The sequence below is a fragment of the Burkholderia sp. FW306-1C-G01B genome, assembly GCF_058781685.1.
Genome location: NZ_JBYSWZ010000004.1, coordinates 309,593 through 330,060, shown reverse-complemented (window position 1 = coordinate 330,060; position 20,468 = coordinate 309,593). Strand labels below are relative to the sequence as shown.

At 69.1% G+C, this 20,468-nt stretch carries 19 protein-coding genes; 5 read left to right on the top strand and 14 right to left on the bottom strand.

Going from position 1 to position 20,468, the window contains the following annotated elements; translation table 11 throughout:
- Positions 1-188: 188 nt before the first annotated feature.
- The 7 genes from AC3WLY_RS11045 to AC3WLY_RS11015 form a co-directional block, all read right to left on the bottom strand.
- Positions 189-1,361, bottom strand: coding sequence for a Gfo/Idh/MocA family protein (locus AC3WLY_RS11045; RefSeq protein ID WP_492309442.1), 1,173 nt, complete (start codon positions 1,359-1,361; stop codon positions 189-191).
- A 45-nt stretch (positions 1,362-1,406) separates the two neighbouring features.
- Positions 1,407-2,333 carry a TIM barrel protein gene (locus tag AC3WLY_RS11040; RefSeq protein WP_492309451.1) on the bottom strand — a complete coding sequence of 309 codons (927 nt, stop codon included), beginning with the start codon at positions 2,331-2,333 and terminating at the stop codon, positions 1,407-1,409.
- Between the two features lie 68 nt (positions 2,334-2,401).
- A complete protein-coding gene (gene iolG / locus AC3WLY_RS11035; protein ID WP_492309441.1) occupies positions 2,402-3,415 on the bottom strand; it encodes a bifunctional inositol 2-dehydrogenase/D-chiro-inositol 1-dehydrogenase in 1,014 nt (337 codons plus the stop codon).
- 59 nt (positions 3,416-3,474) lie between these two features.
- Positions 3,475-4,386, bottom strand: coding sequence for a sugar phosphate isomerase/epimerase family protein (locus AC3WLY_RS11030; protein ID WP_492309440.1), 912 nt, complete (start codon positions 4,384-4,386; stop codon positions 3,475-3,477).
- A gap of 42 nt (positions 4,387-4,428) precedes the next feature.
- Entirely contained in the window at positions 4,429-5,454 is a 1,026-nt protein-coding gene (locus AC3WLY_RS11025) for an ABC transporter permease (protein ID WP_310134626.1), read from the bottom strand.
- Between the two features lie 27 nt (positions 5,455-5,481).
- Complete coding sequence (locus AC3WLY_RS11020) at positions 5,482-7,077, bottom strand: sugar ABC transporter ATP-binding protein (RefSeq protein ID WP_492309439.1); 1,596 nt, start codon at positions 7,075-7,077, stop codon at positions 5,482-5,484.
- Between the two features lie 67 nt (positions 7,078-7,144).
- Positions 7,145-8,071, bottom strand: coding sequence for a sugar ABC transporter substrate-binding protein (locus AC3WLY_RS11015; protein ID WP_175961624.1), 927 nt, complete (start codon positions 8,069-8,071; stop codon positions 7,145-7,147).
- Positions 8,072-8,377: 306 nt separating this feature from the next.
- On the opposite strand from AC3WLY_RS11015, the gene AC3WLY_RS11010 reads away from it, so the two are divergent.
- The 5 genes from AC3WLY_RS11010 (at position 8,378) to AC3WLY_RS10990 (ending at position 14,685) form a co-directional block, all read left to right on the top strand.
- Positions 8,378-10,333 carry a bifunctional 5-dehydro-2-deoxygluconokinase/5-dehydro-2-deoxyphosphogluconate aldolase gene (locus AC3WLY_RS11010; RefSeq protein WP_175961625.1) on the top strand — a complete coding sequence of 652 codons (1,956 nt, stop codon included), beginning with the start codon at positions 8,378-8,380 and terminating at the stop codon, positions 10,331-10,333.
- A 47-nt stretch (positions 10,334-10,380) separates the two neighbouring features.
- Positions 10,381-12,264 (top strand): 3D-(3,5/4)-trihydroxycyclohexane-1,2-dione acylhydrolase (decyclizing), encoded by a 1,884-nt coding sequence (gene iolD / locus AC3WLY_RS11005; protein ID WP_492309438.1) that lies wholly within the window; start codon positions 10,381-10,383, stop codon positions 12,262-12,264.
- Positions 12,265-12,325: 61 nt separating this feature from the next.
- A complete protein-coding gene (gene iolE, locus AC3WLY_RS11000) occupies positions 12,326-13,255 on the top strand; it encodes a myo-inosose-2 dehydratase (RefSeq protein ID WP_492309437.1) in 930 nt (309 codons plus the stop codon).
- A gap of 52 nt (positions 13,256-13,307) precedes the next feature.
- Positions 13,308-14,126: a 5-deoxy-glucuronate isomerase gene (gene iolB, locus AC3WLY_RS10995; RefSeq protein ID WP_492309436.1), complete on the top strand. Its 819-nt coding sequence runs from the start codon at positions 13,308-13,310 to the stop codon at positions 14,124-14,126.
- Between the two features lie 79 nt (positions 14,127-14,205).
- Complete coding sequence (locus AC3WLY_RS10990; RefSeq protein WP_492309435.1) at positions 14,206-14,685, top strand: heme-degrading domain-containing protein; 480 nt, start codon at positions 14,206-14,208, stop codon at positions 14,683-14,685.
- A gap of 61 nt (positions 14,686-14,746) precedes the next feature.
- Here the strand turns inward: AC3WLY_RS10990 and AC3WLY_RS10985 are convergent, their stop codons facing one another.
- From AC3WLY_RS10985 to AC3WLY_RS10955, 7 genes are all read right to left on the bottom strand, one after another.
- Positions 14,747-15,493: an SDR family NAD(P)-dependent oxidoreductase gene (locus tag AC3WLY_RS10985; protein ID WP_175961630.1), complete on the bottom strand. Its 747-nt coding sequence runs from the start codon at positions 15,491-15,493 to the stop codon at positions 14,747-14,749.
- A gap of 161 nt (positions 15,494-15,654) precedes the next feature.
- The gene (locus AC3WLY_RS10980) at positions 15,655-16,362 is read right to left on the bottom strand and encodes an ABC transporter ATP-binding protein (RefSeq protein ID WP_175961631.1); all 708 of its coding nucleotides are present in this window, start codon (positions 16,360-16,362) and stop codon (positions 15,655-15,657) included.
- Positions 16,359-17,111 carry an ABC transporter ATP-binding protein gene (locus tag AC3WLY_RS10975; protein ID WP_492309434.1) on the bottom strand — a complete coding sequence of 251 codons (753 nt, stop codon included), beginning with the start codon at positions 17,109-17,111 and terminating at the stop codon, positions 16,359-16,361. Before AC3WLY_RS10975 ends, AC3WLY_RS10980 begins: the two co-directional genes overlap by 4 nt.
- Positions 17,108-18,337, bottom strand: coding sequence for a branched-chain amino acid ABC transporter permease (locus AC3WLY_RS10970; protein ID WP_492309433.1), 1,230 nt, complete (start codon positions 18,335-18,337; stop codon positions 17,108-17,110). Before AC3WLY_RS10970 ends, AC3WLY_RS10975 begins: the two co-directional genes overlap by 4 nt.
- The gene (locus AC3WLY_RS10965; protein WP_425132357.1) at positions 18,330-19,265 is read right to left on the bottom strand and encodes a branched-chain amino acid ABC transporter permease; all 936 of its coding nucleotides are present in this window, start codon (positions 19,263-19,265) and stop codon (positions 18,330-18,332) included. The genes AC3WLY_RS10970 and AC3WLY_RS10965 overlap by 8 nt, the downstream gene beginning before the upstream one ends.
- 9 nt (positions 19,266-19,274) lie before the next feature.
- Positions 19,275-19,712, bottom strand: a complete 438-nt coding sequence (locus tag AC3WLY_RS10960; RefSeq protein ID WP_175961635.1) for an acyl-CoA thioesterase — start codon at positions 19,710-19,712, stop codon at positions 19,275-19,277.
- Between the two features lie 139 nt (positions 19,713-19,851).
- Complete coding sequence (locus AC3WLY_RS10955) at positions 19,852-20,388, bottom strand: NUDIX domain-containing protein (RefSeq protein ID WP_072444388.1); 537 nt, start codon at positions 20,386-20,388, stop codon at positions 19,852-19,854.
- Positions 20,389-20,468 lie beyond the last annotated feature (80 nt).

The following is a 20,468-nucleotide window of genomic DNA, read 5'->3' as shown; positions in this document are numbered from 1 at the left end:
GGCACGGCCCGCGCCGCGCGTTTCGCTCCCACGCGCTCGATCATCACCTGCACACGCTCCACGGCAAGACTGGAAACGATTGTCCAACGCTCTCGCGGCGTCGTAAAGATTAGGGCGTCTACCGAGACTATCGACGCCGACGGCCGGCGCGAAGCGGCGCGCAGTGCGCCGCATCCGGCCTGCCCTGCTCAGCGATAGTCGACCCATACGCCGCCCGCGTCGGCGGAACGCACGCAGTTCTCGACCCATCGGACGCCCTCGACGCCCGCGTGGACGTCCGGAAAGCGGATGCCCTTCAGCGCCGCGGCGTCGCCGCGATCGGCCGCGTCCATCGCGAGCGCGAAGCGTTGATAGAGATTGGACCACGCCTCGAACAGCCCTTCCGGATGCCCGGCGCCGATGCGATCCTCGCGCAACGCGTTCGGATGCAGGTACCCCATCCCGCGATCGAGCACCTGCGCGGGCTGCCCCTGCACTTCGTAGCGCAACTGGTTCGGATGCTCGTCCCACCATTCGATGCTCGCCTTCGAACCGATCACCCTCACCTTCTGGCTGTGCATCGAACCCGCGTTCACCGCGCTCGACCACACGTAGCCGATCGCGCCCGTGTCGTATTCCATGATCGTGAACGCGTTGTCCTCGAGCGGCGCGCGGCTCTTCACGAAGCTCTGCCGCGAACACATCAGCCGCCGGATCTTCAGCTCGGGCGCCATCACCTCGGAGATGTACAGCGGATGCGTGCCGATGTCGCCGAGCACGTAGCTCGGACCCGCGAATTTCGGGTCGACGCGCCAGCGCGCGGCCGCGCTCGCGGCCTCGACACCTTCGCTGTGGAAGCCGTGCGCGAACTGCATCTGCACGATGCGGATCTCGCCGAGATCGCCGCGCGCGATCATCTCGCGCGCCTGTTCGATCATCTGGTGACCCGAATAGCCGTATGCGACGCCGACGATCCGGTTCTTCTCGACCGACAGGCGCTGCAGCGTCTCGGCCTCGTCGGTCGTGAAGCACAGCGGCTTCTCGCAGACCACGTGCAGCCCCGCATTCAGCGCGGCGCGGCAGATCTCGAAGTGCGTGTTGTTCGGCGTCGCGATCGACACCGCGCGAATGCCGTCCGGGCGGCGCGCCTCGGCGTCGAACATCGTCGCGTAGTCGGGATAACAGCGCTCGGCCGCGACGCCGAGCTTCACGCCGAACTGTCGGCCGCGTTCGGGGTCGATGTCGAACGCGCCGGCGACCAGCTCGAAACTGCCGTCGCGCAGCGCGGCCGACCGGTGGCTGTAGCCGATCTGGCTGCCGAGCCCGCCGCCGACCATGCCCCAGCGAATCGAGTGTCCAAGCAGAATCTGTCCGTCAATCATGGTGGTGTTCCTGGTCCGTGTTCAGGGTTTCGGTAGTGCGAATGTTCATGCGAAGCCGGCCGACGCGAGAAACGCGCGGCTCGCGGCGACGTCGCGCAGGCTCGTGCCCGCATTGCGCGGATCGCGCTCCTGCTCGATCGTGATGTAGCCCGCGTAGCCGATGTCGTCGAGCGCGCGCCGGATCGACCGGTAGTCGAGCACGCCGGTGCCGATCGGGCACATCACGCCGCGCGCGCATGCGGCGAAGAACGCGATGTGCTCGCCCAGCACCGCGTCGTACACGGCCTTGTCGATGTCCTTGAAATGCACGTAGTCGACGCGCGCCGCATGGCGGCGCAGCCAGGCCTCCGGGTCCATGCCCGAGTAGTACAGGTGGCCCGTATCGAGACAGAGGCCGACCGTGTCGGCCGGCAGGTCGGCGACGATCCGGTCGATTTCGTCCGCGAACTCGATGTAGCCGCCCGCATGCGGATGGATCACCGCGCGCACGCCGAACTCGTCGCGCGCGATCGTCGCGATCTGCCGGATGTGCTCGACCATCCGCGCCCAGCGTTCGCCGGACAGCCGCGGCGCGCGATCGGCGTGGCCGGCCGCATAATCGCGTTCTTCATGCCCCCAGTCCATCACGACCAGGTACGGCGCCGCGTGGCGCTGCCCGTCCTGCGTCGGCGGCTTCGGCAGCCGCGTGATCAGCGCGCAGATCTCGCGCGTCTGGCGCAGCAGGTTCGGCAGGTTCTCCGACGACACGAGATCGTCGAAGATCGTGCCGGCGGTGATGCTCAGGCGCTGCCGCTCGAGCTCGGCGCTCACCACGTCGAGTTCGAGCGGGATATAGCCGTACGGCCCGAGCTCGATGCCCGAGTAGCCGGCCTGCGCGGCCTCGGCGAGCACGTGCCGCCACGGCGGCAGATGCGGGTTCTTCACGTCGTCGACGCCCCAGCAGCACGGTGCGCAACCCATCTTCATCTTCATCGTCATGTCGGTCAGTCCGGCAGGAAAGCGGCGCGCGGCCGCACGAGTCGTGGCGACGCGGCCACGGTTCAGCCGCGGTAGAACGCGGGGCGCTCGGCCATCGCGATCGGTTCGACCGCGCCGCTCTTTTGCGCCCGCACGCACGCGTCGGCAGCAACCGCCGCCGCATAGCCGTCCCATGCCGACGGGCCGGTCAGCGCACCCTGCCGCACGCCGTCGATGAACGCCTGCAGCTCGACGTCGTACGACGCGATGAAGCGCTCCTTCCAGTCGGTCATGATTTCGACCGATTGCCGCGCCGCGCGCTTGAGGTCCACGGCCGGCGGATCGGGCAGCTTCGCGATGCCCTGCTCGCCGACCACCTCGCACTGGATGTCATAGCCGTACTGGCAGTTCACGAAGATCTCGACGTCGATGCGCACGCCGCTCGCGGTTTCCAGCAGCACGATCTGCGGATCGGCGAGATGTGCCGACGCATGACGCGTCTTCTTCGGATAGACGACCTGCGCGCTTGCGTAATCCTCGCCGAGCAGCCAGCGCAGCACGTCGAGCTCGTGGATCAGCGTGTCGGTGATCGCCATGTCGGTCGTATAGCGCTCGCCGACCGACTGGTTGCGGTGCGCGCAATGCAGCATCAGCGGCGCGCCGATCTCGCCGCTGTCGATCACGCGCTTCAGCGCACGATAGCCTTCGTCGTACGGCCGCATGAAGCCGACCTGCACGAGCCGCTTGCCGTGCGCGACTTCCGCCTCGACGATCCGCATGCAGCCGTCGGCCGTGACGGCGAGCGGTTTTTCGCAGAACACGGGCTTGCCGTGCGCGATCGCGTCGAGCACGAACGCTTCGTGGGTCGGCCCCCACGACGTGACGAGCACGGCCTGCACGTCGGCGGCCGCGACCACTTCATGGCCGTCGCCGTAGATCTCGGCATCGAGCCCGTATTTCGTCACCGCATCGCGCGCCTGCTGCGGATCGATGTCGTTGACGGCCACGACGCGCGCGCCGGACAGCGTGCGGGTCAATCTGCGGATATGGTCCTGGCCGATCGCGCCGCAGCCGATCACGCCGATTTGCAAGGTCATCTAGGGGTCTCCAGTCGTTCATCAGCGGCGCGGCCCGTGCCGCGCCGGTCGGTAATCGTTCAGCGCGCCGTGCGATCGAAATGACGATCGACGTAGCGCTGGATCGTGTCGCGCATGTAGCGCGACGATGCCTCGGCGCGGTCCTCCCATGCGAACACGCACGACGACATCACGCCGTCGAAGCCCGCGGCGCCGAGCGCACGGAAAAACACGTCCCAGTCGATCTCGCCCTGCCCGATGTCGAGATGCTGGTGCACGCGGATCTGGTTCGAACCCGGCGGGTTCACGATGTAGCGAAGCTGGCTGCTCTTGCGGTGGTCGAAGGTGTCGGCCACGCGCACATGCGCGAGGATCGGCGCGGCCTGCGCGATCATCGCGGCCATGTCGTCGCCGTAGTAGAACGTGTGCGGCGCGATATACGACAGCTTCAGCGACGGCGAGCCGAGGTTCGTTACGATGTCGATCGCCGGCTGCAGCTGCTCGATCCAGTCCTCCGGATGCGGCTCGACCGACAGCACGATGCCCTCGCGTTCGAGCATCGGCAGCAGCTCGTCCATCGAACGGAACCACGCGGCTTCGCACAGCTCCTTCGGGTTCGCGCCCGGCCGCTCGCCGACCGAGCGCTCCGGCGACGCGCCGCGCCCGAACTCGGACACCATCAGCGCGCACTCCATTTCGACCGCGACCTCGATCGCCTTCTTCCAGCAGCGCACGGCCCATTGACGCTCGTCGTCGAACGGGCTCGCCCAGCGGTACATCGGCTGCAGCGACGCGAGGCCGACGCCGCTCGCGCGCATCGCCTGGCGAAACGCGGCCATGCGTTCGCGCGTCGCGCGCGGCATCACCCACCAGTCGAGGAAGTCGCTGCGCGGCGACAGCTCGATCTGGTCGTAGCCGAGTTCGGCCACCGCGTGCGGCAGCCGGTCGAGCGGCAGGTGGCGAATCATGTACGGGTCCAGTGCGATCTTCATCAGGGTTCCTTGGCAATATCGGATTCCGGTCGGACAGGCAGGTCACCGACGCTTCTTCTTGTTGCGATACTGGTCGGCGATCACGGCCGCGACGATGATCGCGCCCTTGACCATCTCCTGGTAATACGCGTCGATGCGGATGAACGTGAAGCCCGACGTCATCACGCCGAGGATCAGCACGCCGATCACGGTGCCCGTCACGCGGCCGAGGCCGCCCGACAGCGACGTGCCGCCGATCACGACCGCGGCGATCGCATCGAGCTCGTACATCACGCCCATGCCCGACTGGCCGGAGATCGCGCGCGCGGCCGTCACGGTGCCGGCGATCCCGCTCAGCAGGCCCGCGATCGCATAGACGAAGACCAGGTGACGCGTGACGTTGATGCCCGACACGACGGCCGCGTGACGGTTCGCGCCGATCGCATAGGTGTACTTGCCGAAGCGCGTGTAGCGCAGCACGACGTGGAAGATCGCGGCGATCACGAGAAAGATGATCACCGGATTGGCGCCCGCGCCGATGGCCGCGAACGGGTCGGTCAGCATCGACACGGGCATCCCGTTGGTGAACCACTTCGCGAACCCGCGTGCGGCGACCATCGTGCCGAGCGTCGCGATGAACGGCGGAATGCCCGTCATCGCGATCAGCGAGCCGTTCAGCAGGCCGACCAGCAGCCCGACGCACACGCCGGCCAGCACCGGCCAGATGATCGGCAGGTCGGTCAGGTGCGGAAACACCGCGCGCGGGAAGTCGGACACCTGCGCGAGGCTCGCCGACACGACGGCGGCAGCCGCCACGACCGACCCCGACGACAGGTCGATCCCGCTGGTGATGATCACGAGGTTCACGCCGACCGCGATGATGCCGATCACGGCCATCTGCAGCACGATGATCTCGAGCCGCTCGGCGTTGAACAGGAAGCTCTGGCCGACGACGATCCAGCCGACGATCTCGAAGAACAGGCTGATGCCGACCAGCACGAGAAAGATGCTCAGCTCGGGCGGCCACTTCGTGTGCCGCGCCTTGATTGTCATGGTCTGCGCGTCCGCGACCGGATTCAGGTTGCCCATTTCAGTTGTCTCCAATCTTGTTTCGGATCAGCGCGACGCGAGATCCATGATGCGGACCTGGTCGGCATCCTTGCGTTCGACGATGCCGGTCATGCGCCCTTCGTGCATCACCATCACGCGGTCGCTCATTCCCAGCACCTCCGGCATCTCCGACGAGATCATCAGCACCGCGACGCCCTTGCCGGCGAGCGCGCTGACGAGCCGGTGGATCTCGGCCTTCGCGCCGACGTCGATGCCGCGCGTCGGTTCGTCGAGGATCAGGATGCGCGGCTGCGTGAGCAGCCAGCGGCCGATCAGCACCTTCTGCTGGTTGCCGCCCGACAGGTTCTGGATCTCCTCGTGCAGCCCGGGCGATTTCACGCGCAGCATCCGGCTCATTTCCTCGCAGTCGCGCTTCAACTGCGTCTGCTGCACGAAATTGAACTTCACGTAGCGGTTGCTGAGCACCGCCGCTTCCATGTTCGCGAGCAGGTCGAGATTCAGGAAGCAGCCGCTGTCCTTGCGGTCCTCGGTCAGGAACGCCATCCCGTGCTTCATCGCCTGCGCGGGCGTCGCGATCCGCACCGGCTTGCCGTCGATCCGGATCTCGCCCGACGTGGCCGGCACGACGCCGAACAGCGCCTCCGCGACGTTCGAGCGCCCCGAGCCGACCAGGCCCGCGACGCCGAGGATCTCGCCCGCGCGCAGCTCGAAGCTCACGTCGCGGAACACGCCGTCGACGCCGAGGTTCTTCACCGACAGCACGACGTCGCCGATCGGCACCTCTTCCTTCGGGAACATCTGCGTGATCTCGCGCCCGACCATCATCCGGATGATGTCGTCGCGCGTGACGTCGCTCGACGCATGCGTGCCGATGTACTTGCCGTCGCGGAACACCGAGAACTCGTCGGCGATCTCGAACAGCTCGTTCATCTTGTGCGTGATGTAGACGATGCCCTTGCCCTGCTCGCGCAGCTGGCGAATGATCCGGAACAGGTGCGTGACTTCCTTGTCGGTCAGCGCCGACGTCGGCTCGTCCATGATCAGCACGTCCGAGTCGAACGACACGGCCTTCGCGATCTCGACCATCTGCCGGCTCGCGACCGTCAGCGTGCGCACGTCGGTTTCCGGATCGATGTCGATCGACAGCCGCTCGAACAGCGCGGCCGTGCGGCGGCGCAACTCCGCGTGATCGATCAGGCCGAAACGGTTCTTCGGTTCGCGGCGGATCCAGATGTTCTCCGCGACCGTCATGTACGGCATCAGGTTGAGTTCCTGGTGGATCATCGCGATCCCGCGGTTGAGCGCATCGAGCGGGCCGTTCAGCACGACGGGTTCGCCGTTGATCAGGATCTCGCCCTGATCGGGCGTGTAGACGCCCGCGATGATCTTCATCAGCGTCGACTTGCCCGCGCCGTTCTCGCCCATCAGCGCATGGACGGTGCCGCGGCGCACGCGGAACTGCACGCCGTCGAGCGCGACGACGCCGGGAAAGGACTTGCCGACGCCGCGCACCTCGAGCACGCAGTCGGCCGCGGCAGAAGCCGGCGAACCGGACGATCCGGATGCGCCGGGCGATCCTCCGGATGAAGCGGCCGGCGCGTCGACGCCGGCCATCGGGCGCGCGATCCTGGCTGTAAACATGGACGTTCCTCGACAAGTCGCGCGGGCCCGGCCAGGCCGGGCCCGCGCAGTTCAACGGAAAAGCCGGTCAGTGCTTGGCGTACTGGTTCATGTTCTCGGGCGTCACGAGCTCGAACGGCACGTTCACGAAGCGGTCGACGTTCTGCTTCTTCGCGAGCTTCAGCGCGGCGGCAACCGACTGCGCGCCCTGCCCGATCGCGTTCTGGTACACGGACACCTTCAGCTCGCCGCTCTTCATCGATGCGAGGCCGTCCGGCGTCGCGTCGATGCCGGCGACGACGGTCTTCGGCGTCCACTTGCGCGCGGCCTTCAGCGCGTTGATCGCGCCGATCGCCATCTCGTCGTTGTTCGACACGATCGCGTCGAACTTCGTCCCGGAGCTCAGCCAGTTCATCGTGATGTCCTGGCCCTGCGTGCGACTCCACTTGCCTTCGCGCTTGTCGACGATCTTCATGCCCGAGCAGTCCTTCGTCGCGATCACGTCCTCGATGTCCTTGGTGCGGGCGCGCGCCGATTCGTTGGACAGCTCGCCCATCAGCACGAGGAGGTCGCCCTTGCCGCCGAGCAGCTTGCACACCTGGCGCGCCTGCAGCGTGCCCGACTGCTTCTCGTCGGACGCGACGACCGCGACGCCGGCCGGCAGCTTGTCGAAATCGACCGGCTTGCGGTTCACGTAGACGAGCGGGATCTTCGCCGCCGTCACCATCTTCGTGATCTTCGGCGTCGCGTCGGTGTCGACCGCGTTCACGATGATCGCGTCGACCTTCTGCGCGATCATGTTCTGAACCTGGCTCAACTGCTTGCCGACGTCGTTGCCGCCGTCCTCGATCTGCACCGTCGCACCGTCCTTCTTCGCTGCGTCGTTGATGCTGTTGCGCAGGATCGTCAGGAACGTGTCGTCGAACGACGCCATCGTCACGCCGATCTTCTCGGCGTGCGCGAGCGGCGCAGCCAGGATCGCGGCGGCCGCGACGGCCATCAGCTTGGTCTTCATGATCAATCTGTCTCCTCATCTCCGGGGGGCGGAAGACGGCGCGTTGCGCGCCGCCGGGCCGAGTCCGATACGGACTGAAGCATCCGGATGAAACTGTAGATCACTTCCTCGAAAATTTGGAAATTTATTTCTACGTGATTTCACCTAGGGAACTGGATTTCCAAAAAGTCTAGACTGCGTCCGTAGCCCGATTCCTTGCGGCAGGCAGCCTCGCGTCGTGCAGCGCACGTTGCGGACCGTCGCCGGAAGATCGGTCCCCTAAACTGCCGGCAGCGCCGAACGCCGGCCGCGAGCGTGATACGTGATATGAGCCTGCTGAACTTTCCGAGTGACCGCCCCATCGATCTCGCCTGCCTCGGCCGCGTGGCCGTGGATCTCTATGCGCAGCAGTACGGCAGCCGCCTGGAGGACGCGCGCAGCTTCCAGATGTATCTCGGCGGCTCGTCGGGCAACGTCGCGTTCGGCGTGGCCCGGCTCGGGCTGAAGACCGCGATGATCTCGCGCGTCGGCGACGAGCAGATGGGCCGCTTCGTGCGCGAGACGCTCGAGCGCGAAGGCTGCGACACGAGCCAGCTGCAGACCGACCGCGAGCGCCTCACCGCGCTGGTGCTGCTCGGGCTGAAGGATCGCGACACGTTCCCGCTGCTGTTCGTGCGCGAGAACTGCGCGGACATGGCCGTGCGCGCCGACGAGATCCGCGAGGACTTCATCGCCGGCTGCCGCGCGCTCGCGATCACCGGCACGCACCTTTCGACGCCGGCCACGCGCGAGGCGTCGCTGACCGCGCTCGGCTACGCGCGCCGCCACGGCGTCGTGCGGATCCTCGATATCGACTACCGGCCCGTGCTGTGGGGGCTGACCGCGCGCGGCGCGGGCGAGAACCGCTACGTGCCCGACGCGCAGGTGACACGGCAGTTGCAGCAGGTGCTCGGCGAATTCGACCTGCTGGTCGGCACCGAAGAGGAATTCCTGATCGCGGGCGGCGTGCCGCACGACCTGATCGGTTCGTTGCAGGCGGTGCGCGGGATCACGAACGCCACGCTGGTCGTCAAGCGCGGCGCGCTCGGCTGCTGCGTGATCGAAGGCGACATCCCGGCGCGCATCGACGATGCGCCGACCTTCCTCGGCGAACGCGTCGAGGTGCTCAACGTGCTCGGCGCGGGCGACGCGTTCCTGTCGGGCCTGCTGTCGGGGCTGCTGCGCGGCCGCGACTGGGCCGAATCGACGCGCATCGCGAACGCATGCGGCGCGATCGTCGTGTCGCGCCATGCGTGCTCGGCCGCGATGCCGACGCCGGCCGAACTCGCGCACTGGTTCGACGGCAGCCGCAATCCCGTGGTCGACGCGGACCGCACGCTCGCGCACCTGCATCGCGTCACGGTGCCGCGCCGCGAATGGGACGACCTGTGCGTGATGGCGTTCGACCATCGCAGCCAGTTCTACGAACTCGCGGTGCAGGCCGGCGCGGACGAGGCGCGGATCAAGACGCTGAAGCGCCTGCTCGTGCGCGCGGCCGAACAGGTCGAGCGCGATCGTCATATCGAAGGCCATGTCGGCGTGCTGATCGACGGCGGCGCGTACGGCAGCGACGCGCTCGCGTCGGCCACCGGGCGCGGCTGGTGGGTCGGCCGCCCGGTCGAGCTGCCGGGTTCGCGGCCGCTGCGCTTCGACGAGACGCGCTCGGTCGGCTCGTCGCTCACGCACTGGCCGACCGAGCAGGTCGTGAAGTGCCTGGTCCACTATCACCCCGACGACGACGTCGACCTGCGCGTCGCGCAGGAGCAGCGCGTGCTCGAGCTGTGGGAAGCCACGCGCGCCAGCGGCAACGAGCTGCTGCTGGAAGTCATTCCGCCGCGCGCGGTCACGCCGGCCGGCACCGAGGACGATGCGGTGCTGCGTGCGGTCGCGCGCTTCTACAACCTCGGCGTGATGCCCGAATGGTGGAAGCTGTCGCCGCTGAGCGCCGACGGCTGGGCGCGGCTCGCTACGCTGATCGCCGAGCGCGACCCGCATTGCCGAGGCGCGGTGATCCTCGGGCTGAACCAGCCGCTGCAATATCTCGTCGACAGCTTCCGCTCGGCGACCAACCCGATCGTCAAGGGCTTCATGGTCGGGCGCACGCTGTGGGCCGATGCGTCGCTGAACTGGCTCGCCGGCCGGATCGACGACCAGGCGCTGATCGACGAGGTCGCCGGCAACTTCGCGCAACTCGTGGACGCGTGGCTCGGCCGCCGGGGCGCCGCGCGCGCCGCCGCGGCCTGATGCGCGCGCCCGTCATGACCGATTCGATCCTTCTTCACCGACCGACGATGACCCCTACCGTGAGACTGACCGTCAGCCAGGCGCTCGTGCGCTACCTGGCCGCCCTGCGCGCCGAAGTCGTCCAGCCCGACGGCCGCACCGAGATCCTGCCGTACTGCGGCGGCGTGTTCGCCATCTTCGGCCACGGCAACGTGGCCGGGCTCGGCGAAGCGTTGCACGCCGAGCAAGACCGGCTGCCGACGTTCCGCGCGCATAACGAGCAAGGGATGGCCAACGCGGCCGTCGCGTTCGCGAAAGCGAATTTCCGCCAGCGGATGATGGCCGCGACGTCGAGCATCGGCCCCGGCGCGACCAACATGCTGACGTCGGCCGCGCTCGCGCACGTCGGCCGGCTGCCGCTGCTGCTGCTGCCCGGCGACGTGTTCGTGTCGCGGCTGCCTGACCCGGTGCTGCAGCAGGTCGAGGATTTCGAACAGGGCGACGTCAGCGCGAACGACTGCTTCCGCCCCGTCACGCGCTACTTCGACCGGATCACGTCGCCCGAGCAACTGCTCGTCGCGCTGCCGCGCGCGATCCAGGTGATGACCGACCCCGCGCAGTGCGGCCCCGTGTGTCTCGCGCTGCCGCAGGACGTGCAGACCTTCGCGTACGACTGGCCCGAGGCGTTCTTCGCGCCGCCAGTGATCCGGATGCGCCGGCCGCCGGCCGACCCGCTCGAACTCGCCGACGCGCTCGACGTGCTGAAGGCCGCGAAGAAGCCGCTGATCGTCGCCGGCGGCGGCGTGCTGTACAGCCAGGCATGGGACGCGCTGCGCGCGTTCGCCGACACGCACGGCGTGCCGGTCGCCGAATCGCAGGCCGGCAAGGGCAGCCTCGCGTGGGATCACCCGCTGAACCTCGGCTCGATCGGCGTGACGGGCTCGCCCGCCGCGAACCGCGCGGCCGCGCAGGCCGACGTCGTGCTCGCGGTCGGCACGCGGCTGCAGGACTTCACGACCGGCTCGCACGCGCTTTACGGCGACGCGACGCTGCTGAGCCTGAACGTGCAGCCGTTCGACGCGGGCAAGAAACGCGGCCGGCAGCTGGTCGCCGATGCGCGCACGGGCCTCGGCCAGTTGTCCGCCGCGCTGGCCGGCTGGCGCGCCGACGCGGCGTGGACGGCCGCCAACCGCGACCAGGCCGCCGCGTGGAACGCACGCGTGACCGAACTGACGACGCGCGTGCCGAAGGACACGCTGCCGTACGATGCGGACGTGATCGGCGCGGTGCGCGACTCCGCGGCCGACGCGGGCCGCGACAGCGCGCGCGACGATCTCGTCGTGTGCGCGGCCGGTACGCTGCCGGCCGAGCTGCACAAGCTGTGGCGCAGCGGCGTGCCGGGCAACTACCACATGGACTATGCGTATTCGTGCATGGGCTACGAGGTCGCGGGCGGCCTCGGTGCGAAGCTCGCGCGGCCCGAACGCGAAGTGATCGTGATCGTCGGCGACGGCTCGTACATGATGCTCAACGCCGAACTCGCCACTTCCGTGATGCTCGGCCGCAAGCTGATTGTCGTGATCCTCGACAACCGCGGCTACGGCTGCATCGAGCGGCTGCAGCTGAATTGCGGCGGCGCGAGCTTCAACAACATGCTCGACGACTGCGTGCCGGAAGGCGGCGCGCGCTCGACGATCGACTTCGCGATGCATGCGCGCGCGATGGGCGCCGACGCCGTGCACGTGCGCGACGTCGGCGAGCTGCGCAGCGAAATGAAGCGCGCTCGCGCGGCGAAGACGAGCCAGGTGCTCGTGATCGACACCACGCACAAGCGCACGACCGACGACGGCGGTGCGTGGTGGGAAGTCGCGGTGCCGCAGGTATCCGAGCGCGCCGGCGTCGAGCAGGCGCACCGCGCGTATCTCGACGCAAAGACCCGGCAGCGGCGCTGATGCCGCGCGCTGCCTGCCCACCCGCCCCGCGAAAAACACATTCGAACCAAGGAAGCACCTCATGAGCTGGAACGTCCGCATCGGTATCAATCCCCTGTCGTGGATGAACGACGACCTGCCGTCGCTCGGCGGCGAGACGCCGCTTGAAACGGCGCTGAAGGAAGGCGCCGAAATCGGCTACGCGGGCTTCGAGCTCGGCAACAAGTTTCCGAAGACGGGCCCCGAGCTGAAGGCGAAGCTCGCCGAGTTCGGGCTCGTGTGCGTATCGGGCTGGTATTCGGGCTTCCTCGCGGAAGTCGAACCGGGCATGACCGACGCCGATGCGCTCGCCGCGGAAATCGAACGCTGCCGCGCGCACATGACGAAGCTGCAATACAACGACGTGAAGGTCGTCGTCTACGGCGAATGCGCGGGCACGATCCAGGGCAGCATCGACACGCCGATCGCGAAGCGGCCGCGCTTCGTCGACGACGCGGCATGGCAGCGCTACGCGGCGCGCCTCGACGCATTCGGCGCGCACCTGCTCGACACGTACGGGATCAAGCTCGCCTACCATCACCACATGGGCGCGTACGTCGAGTCGCCCGACGACGTCGACCGGCTGATGGCGCTGACCGATCCGGCGAAGGTGTTCCTGCTGTTCGACACCGGCCACGCATATTTCGGCGGTGCGGCCGACCCGGTGACGCTGCTGAAGAAGCACGTGTCGCGCGTGGTCCACGTGCATTGCAAGGACGTGCGGGCGCAGGTCGTCACGCAGGCGCGCAACGACGGCTGGAGCTTCCTGAACGGCGTGATCAACGGCACCTTCACGGTGCCCGGCGACGGTGCGCTCGACTACGAAGCGACGCTGCGCACGCTGAAGGACGCCGGTTACGAAGGCTGGCTCGTCGTCGAGGCCGAGCAGGATCCGGCCGTCGCGCCGAGCTACGCGTATGCGAAAAAGGGCTACGAGTCGCTGCGCGCGATCGTCGACCGGTTGAGCGCGTGAGCACGCAAGTGCCCGAACGCTTGAGCCCTACTCTATTGCGGAGCCCCACCCCATGACGATTTCTCCCCTGCTGGTCAAGGCATCCGCCGACCGCGAAATCTGCAACGTCACGCCCGAGTCGGCCGGCTGGAAGCATGTCGGTTTTCGCGCGCTGCGCCTGAAGGCCGGCGACACCGAAACGCTCGACACCGGCGCGCGCGAGCTGTGCGTCGTCGTGCTCACCGGCACGGTGCGCGCGGACGTCGACGGCGAAACCTACGATGCGCTCGGCAAGCGCGACAGCGTCTTCGAGGACGTGTCGCCGGACGCGCTGTACGTGCCGGGCGGCAAGACCGTCACGCTGGTCGCGACGCGCGATGCGGAAATCGCGCTGTGCACCGCGCCATACGCGAGCGGCGACAAGCCGGTGCGGCGCCTCGACGGCGAACGGATGCGCCGCTCGGTGCGAGGGCAAGGCACCAACACGCGCTATGTGTGCGACATCCTGATGGGCGACAACCCGGCGGCCGACCGGCTGCTGGTCGTCGAGGTCGTCACGCCGGCCAGCCATTCGAGCAGCTATCCGCCGCACAAGCACGACCGCGACGCGGCACCCGACGAGACCTCGCTCGAAGAAACCTACTACCACCGGATCGACCCGCCGCAGGGTTTCGCGTTCCAGCGCGTGTACACGGACGACCGCAGCCTCGACGAAGCGTGCGCGGTCGAGAACCACGACGTCGTGATGGTGCCGCGCGGCTACCACCCGGTCGTCGCGCCGCACGGCTACAACCTGTACTACCTGAACGTGATGGCCGGGCCGAGCCGCGCGTGGGCATTCAAGAACGACCCCGCGCACGAGTGGATGCTCGACGCGGCGCTGAAGCGCTGAACGAACCACGGGCAAGCGCGCGGCCCGTGACGAGGCGACGCCGGCGCGCGAACACGACTTGCGACGATACGGAGCCGCCATGGTGACGACCTTCCTGCGCATCGATCACGCCGCGCCGCACACGGCGCTGCCGTACTTCAATGCCGATGTTGCGCGCCGGCTGGGGGAAATCGCGACCAATATCGCATCGCGCCGCGGGTTGCCAATCGCGGTCGGCATCGTCGGCGAAGCGGCACCGCTGTTCTACTGTGCGCTCGACGGCAGCCGTGCGGAAGACAGCGACGCGATCCGCCGCCGGCAGAACACGGTGCTCCGTTTCGGCCTGAGTTCGCTCGAGGTCGGCACGCAGTTTCGCCGCGCCGGCTGGTCGCTGCGGTCGCAGGGCCTGTCGGACGACGACTACGCACTCGACGGCGGCGGCGTGCCGTTGCGAGTCGCCGGCGCCGGCCTCGTCGGTGCGATGACGATCGCGGGGCTCGACTGCGAGCGCAATCACGCGCTCGTCGTCGAAAGCCTGCGCTGGCACGTCGGCGCGAACGCGCTGGCGATGATCGCTTGACGACGTAATCGGCACCATCGGCGCACGTGCGCCGATGGTGCCGATTTGCCGTATCGCGGGATCAGTTCAACCCGCCGCTCACGACGAGGTGTTCGCCGGTCATCCAGCGCGCATCGTCCGACGCGAGGAACACGGCGACCGACGCGATGTCGTTCGGCTCGCCGAGGCGGCCGAGCGGCGTCTGGCCGAGCACCTGCGCTTCGAGATCGGAACCGATGATGCCCGCGCTGTGCGTGCCCTCGGTCACGATCATGCCCGGGTTGATCGCGTTCACGCGGATCTTGCGCGGGCCGAGCTCGAGCGCAAGCACGCCGGTGATCGCGTCGACCGCGCCCTTGGTGCCGCTGTAGACGGCGCTGGCGGGCGGCGTGATGCTGGTCACCACCGAGCTGATGTTGATGATGCTTGCGCCTTCGCCGAGATGCTTGACGGCCGCCTGCGTCGTGAGCAGCACGCCGAACACGTTCGTATCGAACTGCCGGCGGTAATGTTCTTCGGTGATCGCTTCGATCGGCGCGAATTCGTACACGCCGGAATTGTTGACGAGCACGTCGAGACGGCCGTACGTGTCGATCGCCGTATCGACGATGCGCTGCGCGTCGGCTGCCTTCGACACGTCGCCGCCGACCGCGACCGCGCGGCCGCCGGCTTCGACGATCGCACTCACGACCGCGTCGGCGCCCGCCTTGCTGCTCGCGTAATTGACGACGACCGACGCGCCTTCCGCGGCCAGCGCCCTCGCGATCGCGGCGCCGATGCCCTTCGAACCGCCCGTGACGATCGCTACCTTGCCTGTCAGCTTGCTCATGATTTCATTCCTCAGTCAGATGACTATCGATGGATGGCGCCGGTTGCCGCATCGATGCGGCGGCCCGGCATGAGTAGCAATTTAAGGCGCCGCGCGGCGGCGATAAAGCGGCTCGACGCGAATTGTCTGGCGGGGCCAGCCGAACAATCGGTTCGGCGCCGTCAGCCGGCGCTCAGCCACGCGTTGGCGATGTCTGCGCCCAGGCCGTCGAGCGCGCCGTCGTAGACGATCCGTCCGCGCCCCATTACCGCGACGCGCGTCGTCAACCTCGGCGCAAGCTGCAATCGCTGTTCGATCAGCACGATCGCGACGCCGTCGGCCTGCAGTGCGGCGAGGCACGCACCGACTTCGTCGACCGCGAGCGGCGCGAGCCCTTCGGCCGGTTCGTCGACGATCAGCACGCGCGGGCTGCCGGCGAGCGCACGCACCAGCGCGAGCACCTGCTGCTCGCCGCCCGACAGCCGGCCTGCCTTCACGTCCGCGCGCGCGGCCAGCAGCGGAAAACGGTCGAACAGGCGTTCGAGCGCCGCGCGTTCGGCCGCGCCACGCGTGCCGCGCAGCCCGAGCTTCAGATTGTCGCGCACCGTCAGCAGCGGAAATACATCGCGGCTTTCGGCAACGTAAGCAACACCGCGCCGCGCGATCTCGAACGTGCGCGCGCCCGCGCATTCGGCGCCGGCGATGCGCACCGAGCCGGCCGTGCGCACGAGCCCCATCACGGCCTTCGCGAGCGTCGAGCGCCCCGAGCCGTTGCGGCCGAGCAGCGCGAGCGTCTCGCCCGGCGCGAGCGCGAGATCGACGCCGTCGAGCACGGGCTGCATCCCGTACCACGCGCGCAGGTCGCGAATGTCGAGCAGTGCGCTCGTCATACGCTGCCCTCGCCGAGATACGCGGCGCGCACCGCCGGATCGGCGCGGATCGCATCGGGCTCGCCGGTCGCGACCACCGTGCCGCGCACGAGCACCGTGATGCGTTCGGCGAAGCCGAACACCGCATCCATGTCGTGCTCGATCATCAGCACCGTGCGGCCCTGCGTCGTCGCGCGGATCAGCGCGATCATCCGCGCCGCCTGTGCGCGGCTCATGCCGGCCGTCGGCTCGTCGAGCAGCAGCGTGCGCGCGCCGCTCGCGAGCGCGATGCCGAGATCGAGCGCGCGCTGCTCCGCATAGCTCAGCTCGGCGGCCGGCGTGTCGCGCCGCGCGTCGAGACCGATGTCGTGCAGCACGCGCGCGGCCGCGAGATCGACCGACGCCGATTCGCGCAGCCGGTTCCACCAGCGCCGCCGCTCGGCCGGCGCATGCAGCGCCGCGCAGCGCAGGTTGTCGAACACGGTCAGCCGCGCGAACGCGCTCGTCTGCTGGAAACTGCGGCCGATGCCGAGGCGGCTCGCGACGACCGGCCCGCGCCCGCGCAGCTCGACGCCGTGCAGCACGACGCGCCCGCGGGTCGGCCGCGTCGCGCCCGCGATCACGCCGAACAGCGTCGACTTGCCTGCGCCGTTCGGCCCGATCAGCGCATGGCGCTCGCCGGCCGCGATGCTCAGCTCGACGCCGTCGAGCACGGTCTGCGCGCCGAAACGCTGCGTGACGCCATGCAGCGCGATCGCGTTGCCGTTCATCGCCCGTCCTCCCGCTTGCCGACCCGCGTGCCCTGCACGAGCCGCGCACGCCAGCCCCACAGCAGCGTGCCGATGCCGGCCGCCGAGCACGCAACGGCCCAGCCGGCCGGCGTATCGGCGTCGATGCCCCAGGCGCCGAACGCGAAGCCCGTGCCGTCGTCCTGCGCGAAGCGCCACGCATAACCGAGTTCGGCCGCGCAGACGATCGCAACGCCCCAGAACACGCACGCGACGACGCCGCACAGCATGCGCCACCGCTCGGCCGCCGGCGCGCCGCGGCGCAACGTATGCGCGAGCGCTTGCGCGATGCCCGCGATCCCGCGCGGCGCAGCCACGACGATCACGACGAACAAGACGCCGAGATACAGCGCCCACGCACGCGACACGCCCGCGACGACGATGCTCAGCGCGGTCAGCATGGCCGCGCCGGCCGGCGGCCCGAAGAACGCGCCGGTGCCGCCGATCACCGCGGCGATCAGCACGGTCGCCGAGCGCGCCATCGACACGCTGTCGGGCGTCGCTATTTCGACGTCGATCAACGTCAGCGTGCCGGCGATGCCTGCGAAGAACGACGCGCAAGTGACCATCGCGAGCCGCACGCGGCGCGGATCGGTGCCGAGCGCGGCAACGCGTTCCGGGTTGTCGCGCACCGCGTTCGCGAGCCGCGCGAGCGGCGTGCGCGTCAGCGCATGCATGGCCCACGCCGACACGACGCACCATGCGGCGATCACCGCGTATGCCTGCACCGGCGCGCCGAAATGCCAGCCGCCCCACGGCGTGCCGCTCGCGCGATCGATCGGCACGCCGCCGATGCCGCCGAACCACGCGGGCACGCTCCACGCGGCGGCCGCGACGCATTCGCCGAGCCCGAGCGTGATCATCGCGAACGCAGTGCCTGAACGGCGCGTCGCGAGCAGACCGGCGACGAAGCCGAAGCCCGCGCCGGCCATGCCGCCGACGAGCGGCAGCAACGGCAGCGGCCCGCCGAAGCGGTTGAACCAGTGCGCGGCCGCGAATGCGCCGAGGCCCGCGAACGCCGCATGCCCGAACGACAGCAGCCCGGTCGTGCCGAGCTGCAGGTTGTACGACAGCGCGAGCACGACGAGCGCGGCCGTCTGCGCGAGATAGCCGAGCACTGCGCCGTGCGGCCACAGCCACGCGGGCAGCGCGACGCACGCGGCGAACAGCGACCAGCGCGCAAGGCCGGCGAGCGCGTGGCTACGCATCGGCGCGCTCGCCGAACAGCCCGCGCGGCCGTGCGACCAGCACCGCGACGAGCAGCAGGTACGGCACCAGCGGCGCCAGCTGCGCGATCGACACCGTGGCCACGCTGTCGGGCAGCGCGACGCCGGCCCATTGCGCGAGATCGCGCAACGACGTGTCGCTCGCGGCCGCGAAGGTCTGCGCGAAACCGACCGCGAGCGACGCGGCGAACGCGCCGCCGAGCGAACCGAGCCCGCCGATCACGACGACCGCGAACACGACCGACCCGACGGTCTCGGCCAGCGCGGGTTCGATCACCGCGAGCGGCGCGCCGATCACGCCGGCCAGCGCCGCGAGCGCGGTGCCCGCGCCGAACAGCGCCGTCATCACGCGCGGCACGTCGTAGCCGAGCGCCTCGACGGCCGCGCGATGCGTGAGCGCCGCGCGCACGATGAGCCCGATGCGCGACACGCGCAGCAGCGCGCCGAGCGCGACCAGCATCGCCGTCGACATCCCCATCATGAACAACCGGTAGCGCGGCAGCGCGAGGCCGAATACGGTCACGGGTGCGCCGTCGAACAGCGTCGGCACGGGCGCCGGCAGCGGCGCGAGCCCCCACAGCAGTTTCGCGCCCTCGCCGATCAAGTACGCGAGGCCGAAGGTCAGCAGCAGCTCGCTCGTATGGCCGCGCGCCTGCACGCGGCGCAGCAGAGCGCGTTCGCAGCCGGCGCCGAGCAGCCCGACCGCGAGCGGCGCGAGCACGAGCGCGGGCCAGAAGCCCGCGCGCGCCGCGATGCTGTAGCCGAGATACGCGCCGAGCATGTAGAAGCTCGCATGCGCGAAGTTCAGCACGCCCTGCACGCTGAAGATCAGCGTGAGACCCGCCGACAGCATGAACAGCAGCAAACCGTAGCTGAGGCCGTTGAAGGCCTGGAGCGCGACCGCGTGCACCGCGAACCGTCAGGCCGCGAGCGGGTCGAGCGCGGCGCGCAGCGCGTCGGGCAGCGGCACCGGGCGACGCGTGCCGCGATCGACGTACACGTGCACGAAATGCCCCTGCGCGGCGGGCGATGCGTCGCCTTGCGCAAACAGCCCGACCTCGTAGCGCACGCTCGACGTGCCGAGCCTCGCGACGCGCAGCCCCGCGTCGACCGACTGCGGAAACACGAGCGGCGCGAAGTAGTTGCACTGCGTCTCGACGACGAGCCCGATCGTCTGCCCGTGCTCGACGTCGAGCACGCCCGTGCGGATCAGGTACTCGTTCACGACGGTGTCGAAGTAGCTGTAGTAGACGACGTTGTTCACGTGCCCGTAGACGTCGTTGTCCATCCAGCGGGTCGTGATCGGCAGGAAGTGGCGGTAGGCGTCGCGGGAACGCGGCTGCGGCTTGTCGGACATGGCGATGGCGGTCAGGACGATGGGGACGATGAAGACGAAGCGCGGCGGCCGGGTGGCACGGCGCGCCGGCAACAGGCGAAGCGCCGCGTCGCGGTCGCGCGCGGCACGGCGGATGAAACCCTGCGGACGGGCCGGCCCGTCACTGCCCCGGCCGGTCGACGAATTCGAAATCGAGGCCGCGCGCGCGCATCCAGTCGGCGAGCGCGACGCCCGTGCCGGCGCGCCACGGGCGCAGCAGCGGCGGCTCGACGAGCCGGTATTCGAGCAGTTCGGGCGACAGCGCGACCGTGCCCGACGCGCGCACGTGGTACGCGATGATCAGTTCGTTCTTGCGGATGAATTCGTAGACGCCGACGAGCGACACGTGCTCGGCCTTCAGCGCCGTTTCCTCGAACACCTCGCGCGCGATGCCGTCCTCGGGCGTCTCGCCGTTCTCGAGGAAACCGGTGATCAGCGCGAACATCCCTTCGGGCCAGGCCGCATTGCGCGCGAGCAGGATCTTGCCGTCGAGCTCGACGATCGCGGCGACGACGGGCAGCGGATTGTTCCAGTGGACATAGCCGCAGGTGTCGTCGGGGCACGCCTGGCGGACACGGCCGCCCTCATGTTCGGGATCGGCGCGCTCGGTCAGCGGGCTCGCGCAGCGCGGGCAAAAGCGGTAGTCGGCGGTGGTCATCGATGGGGATCTGGCGGACGCCCGGCGGCCGCCTGCCGGCCGCCCGCGCACCCGCTCGGCGCGGGAAAGGCTTCCATTCT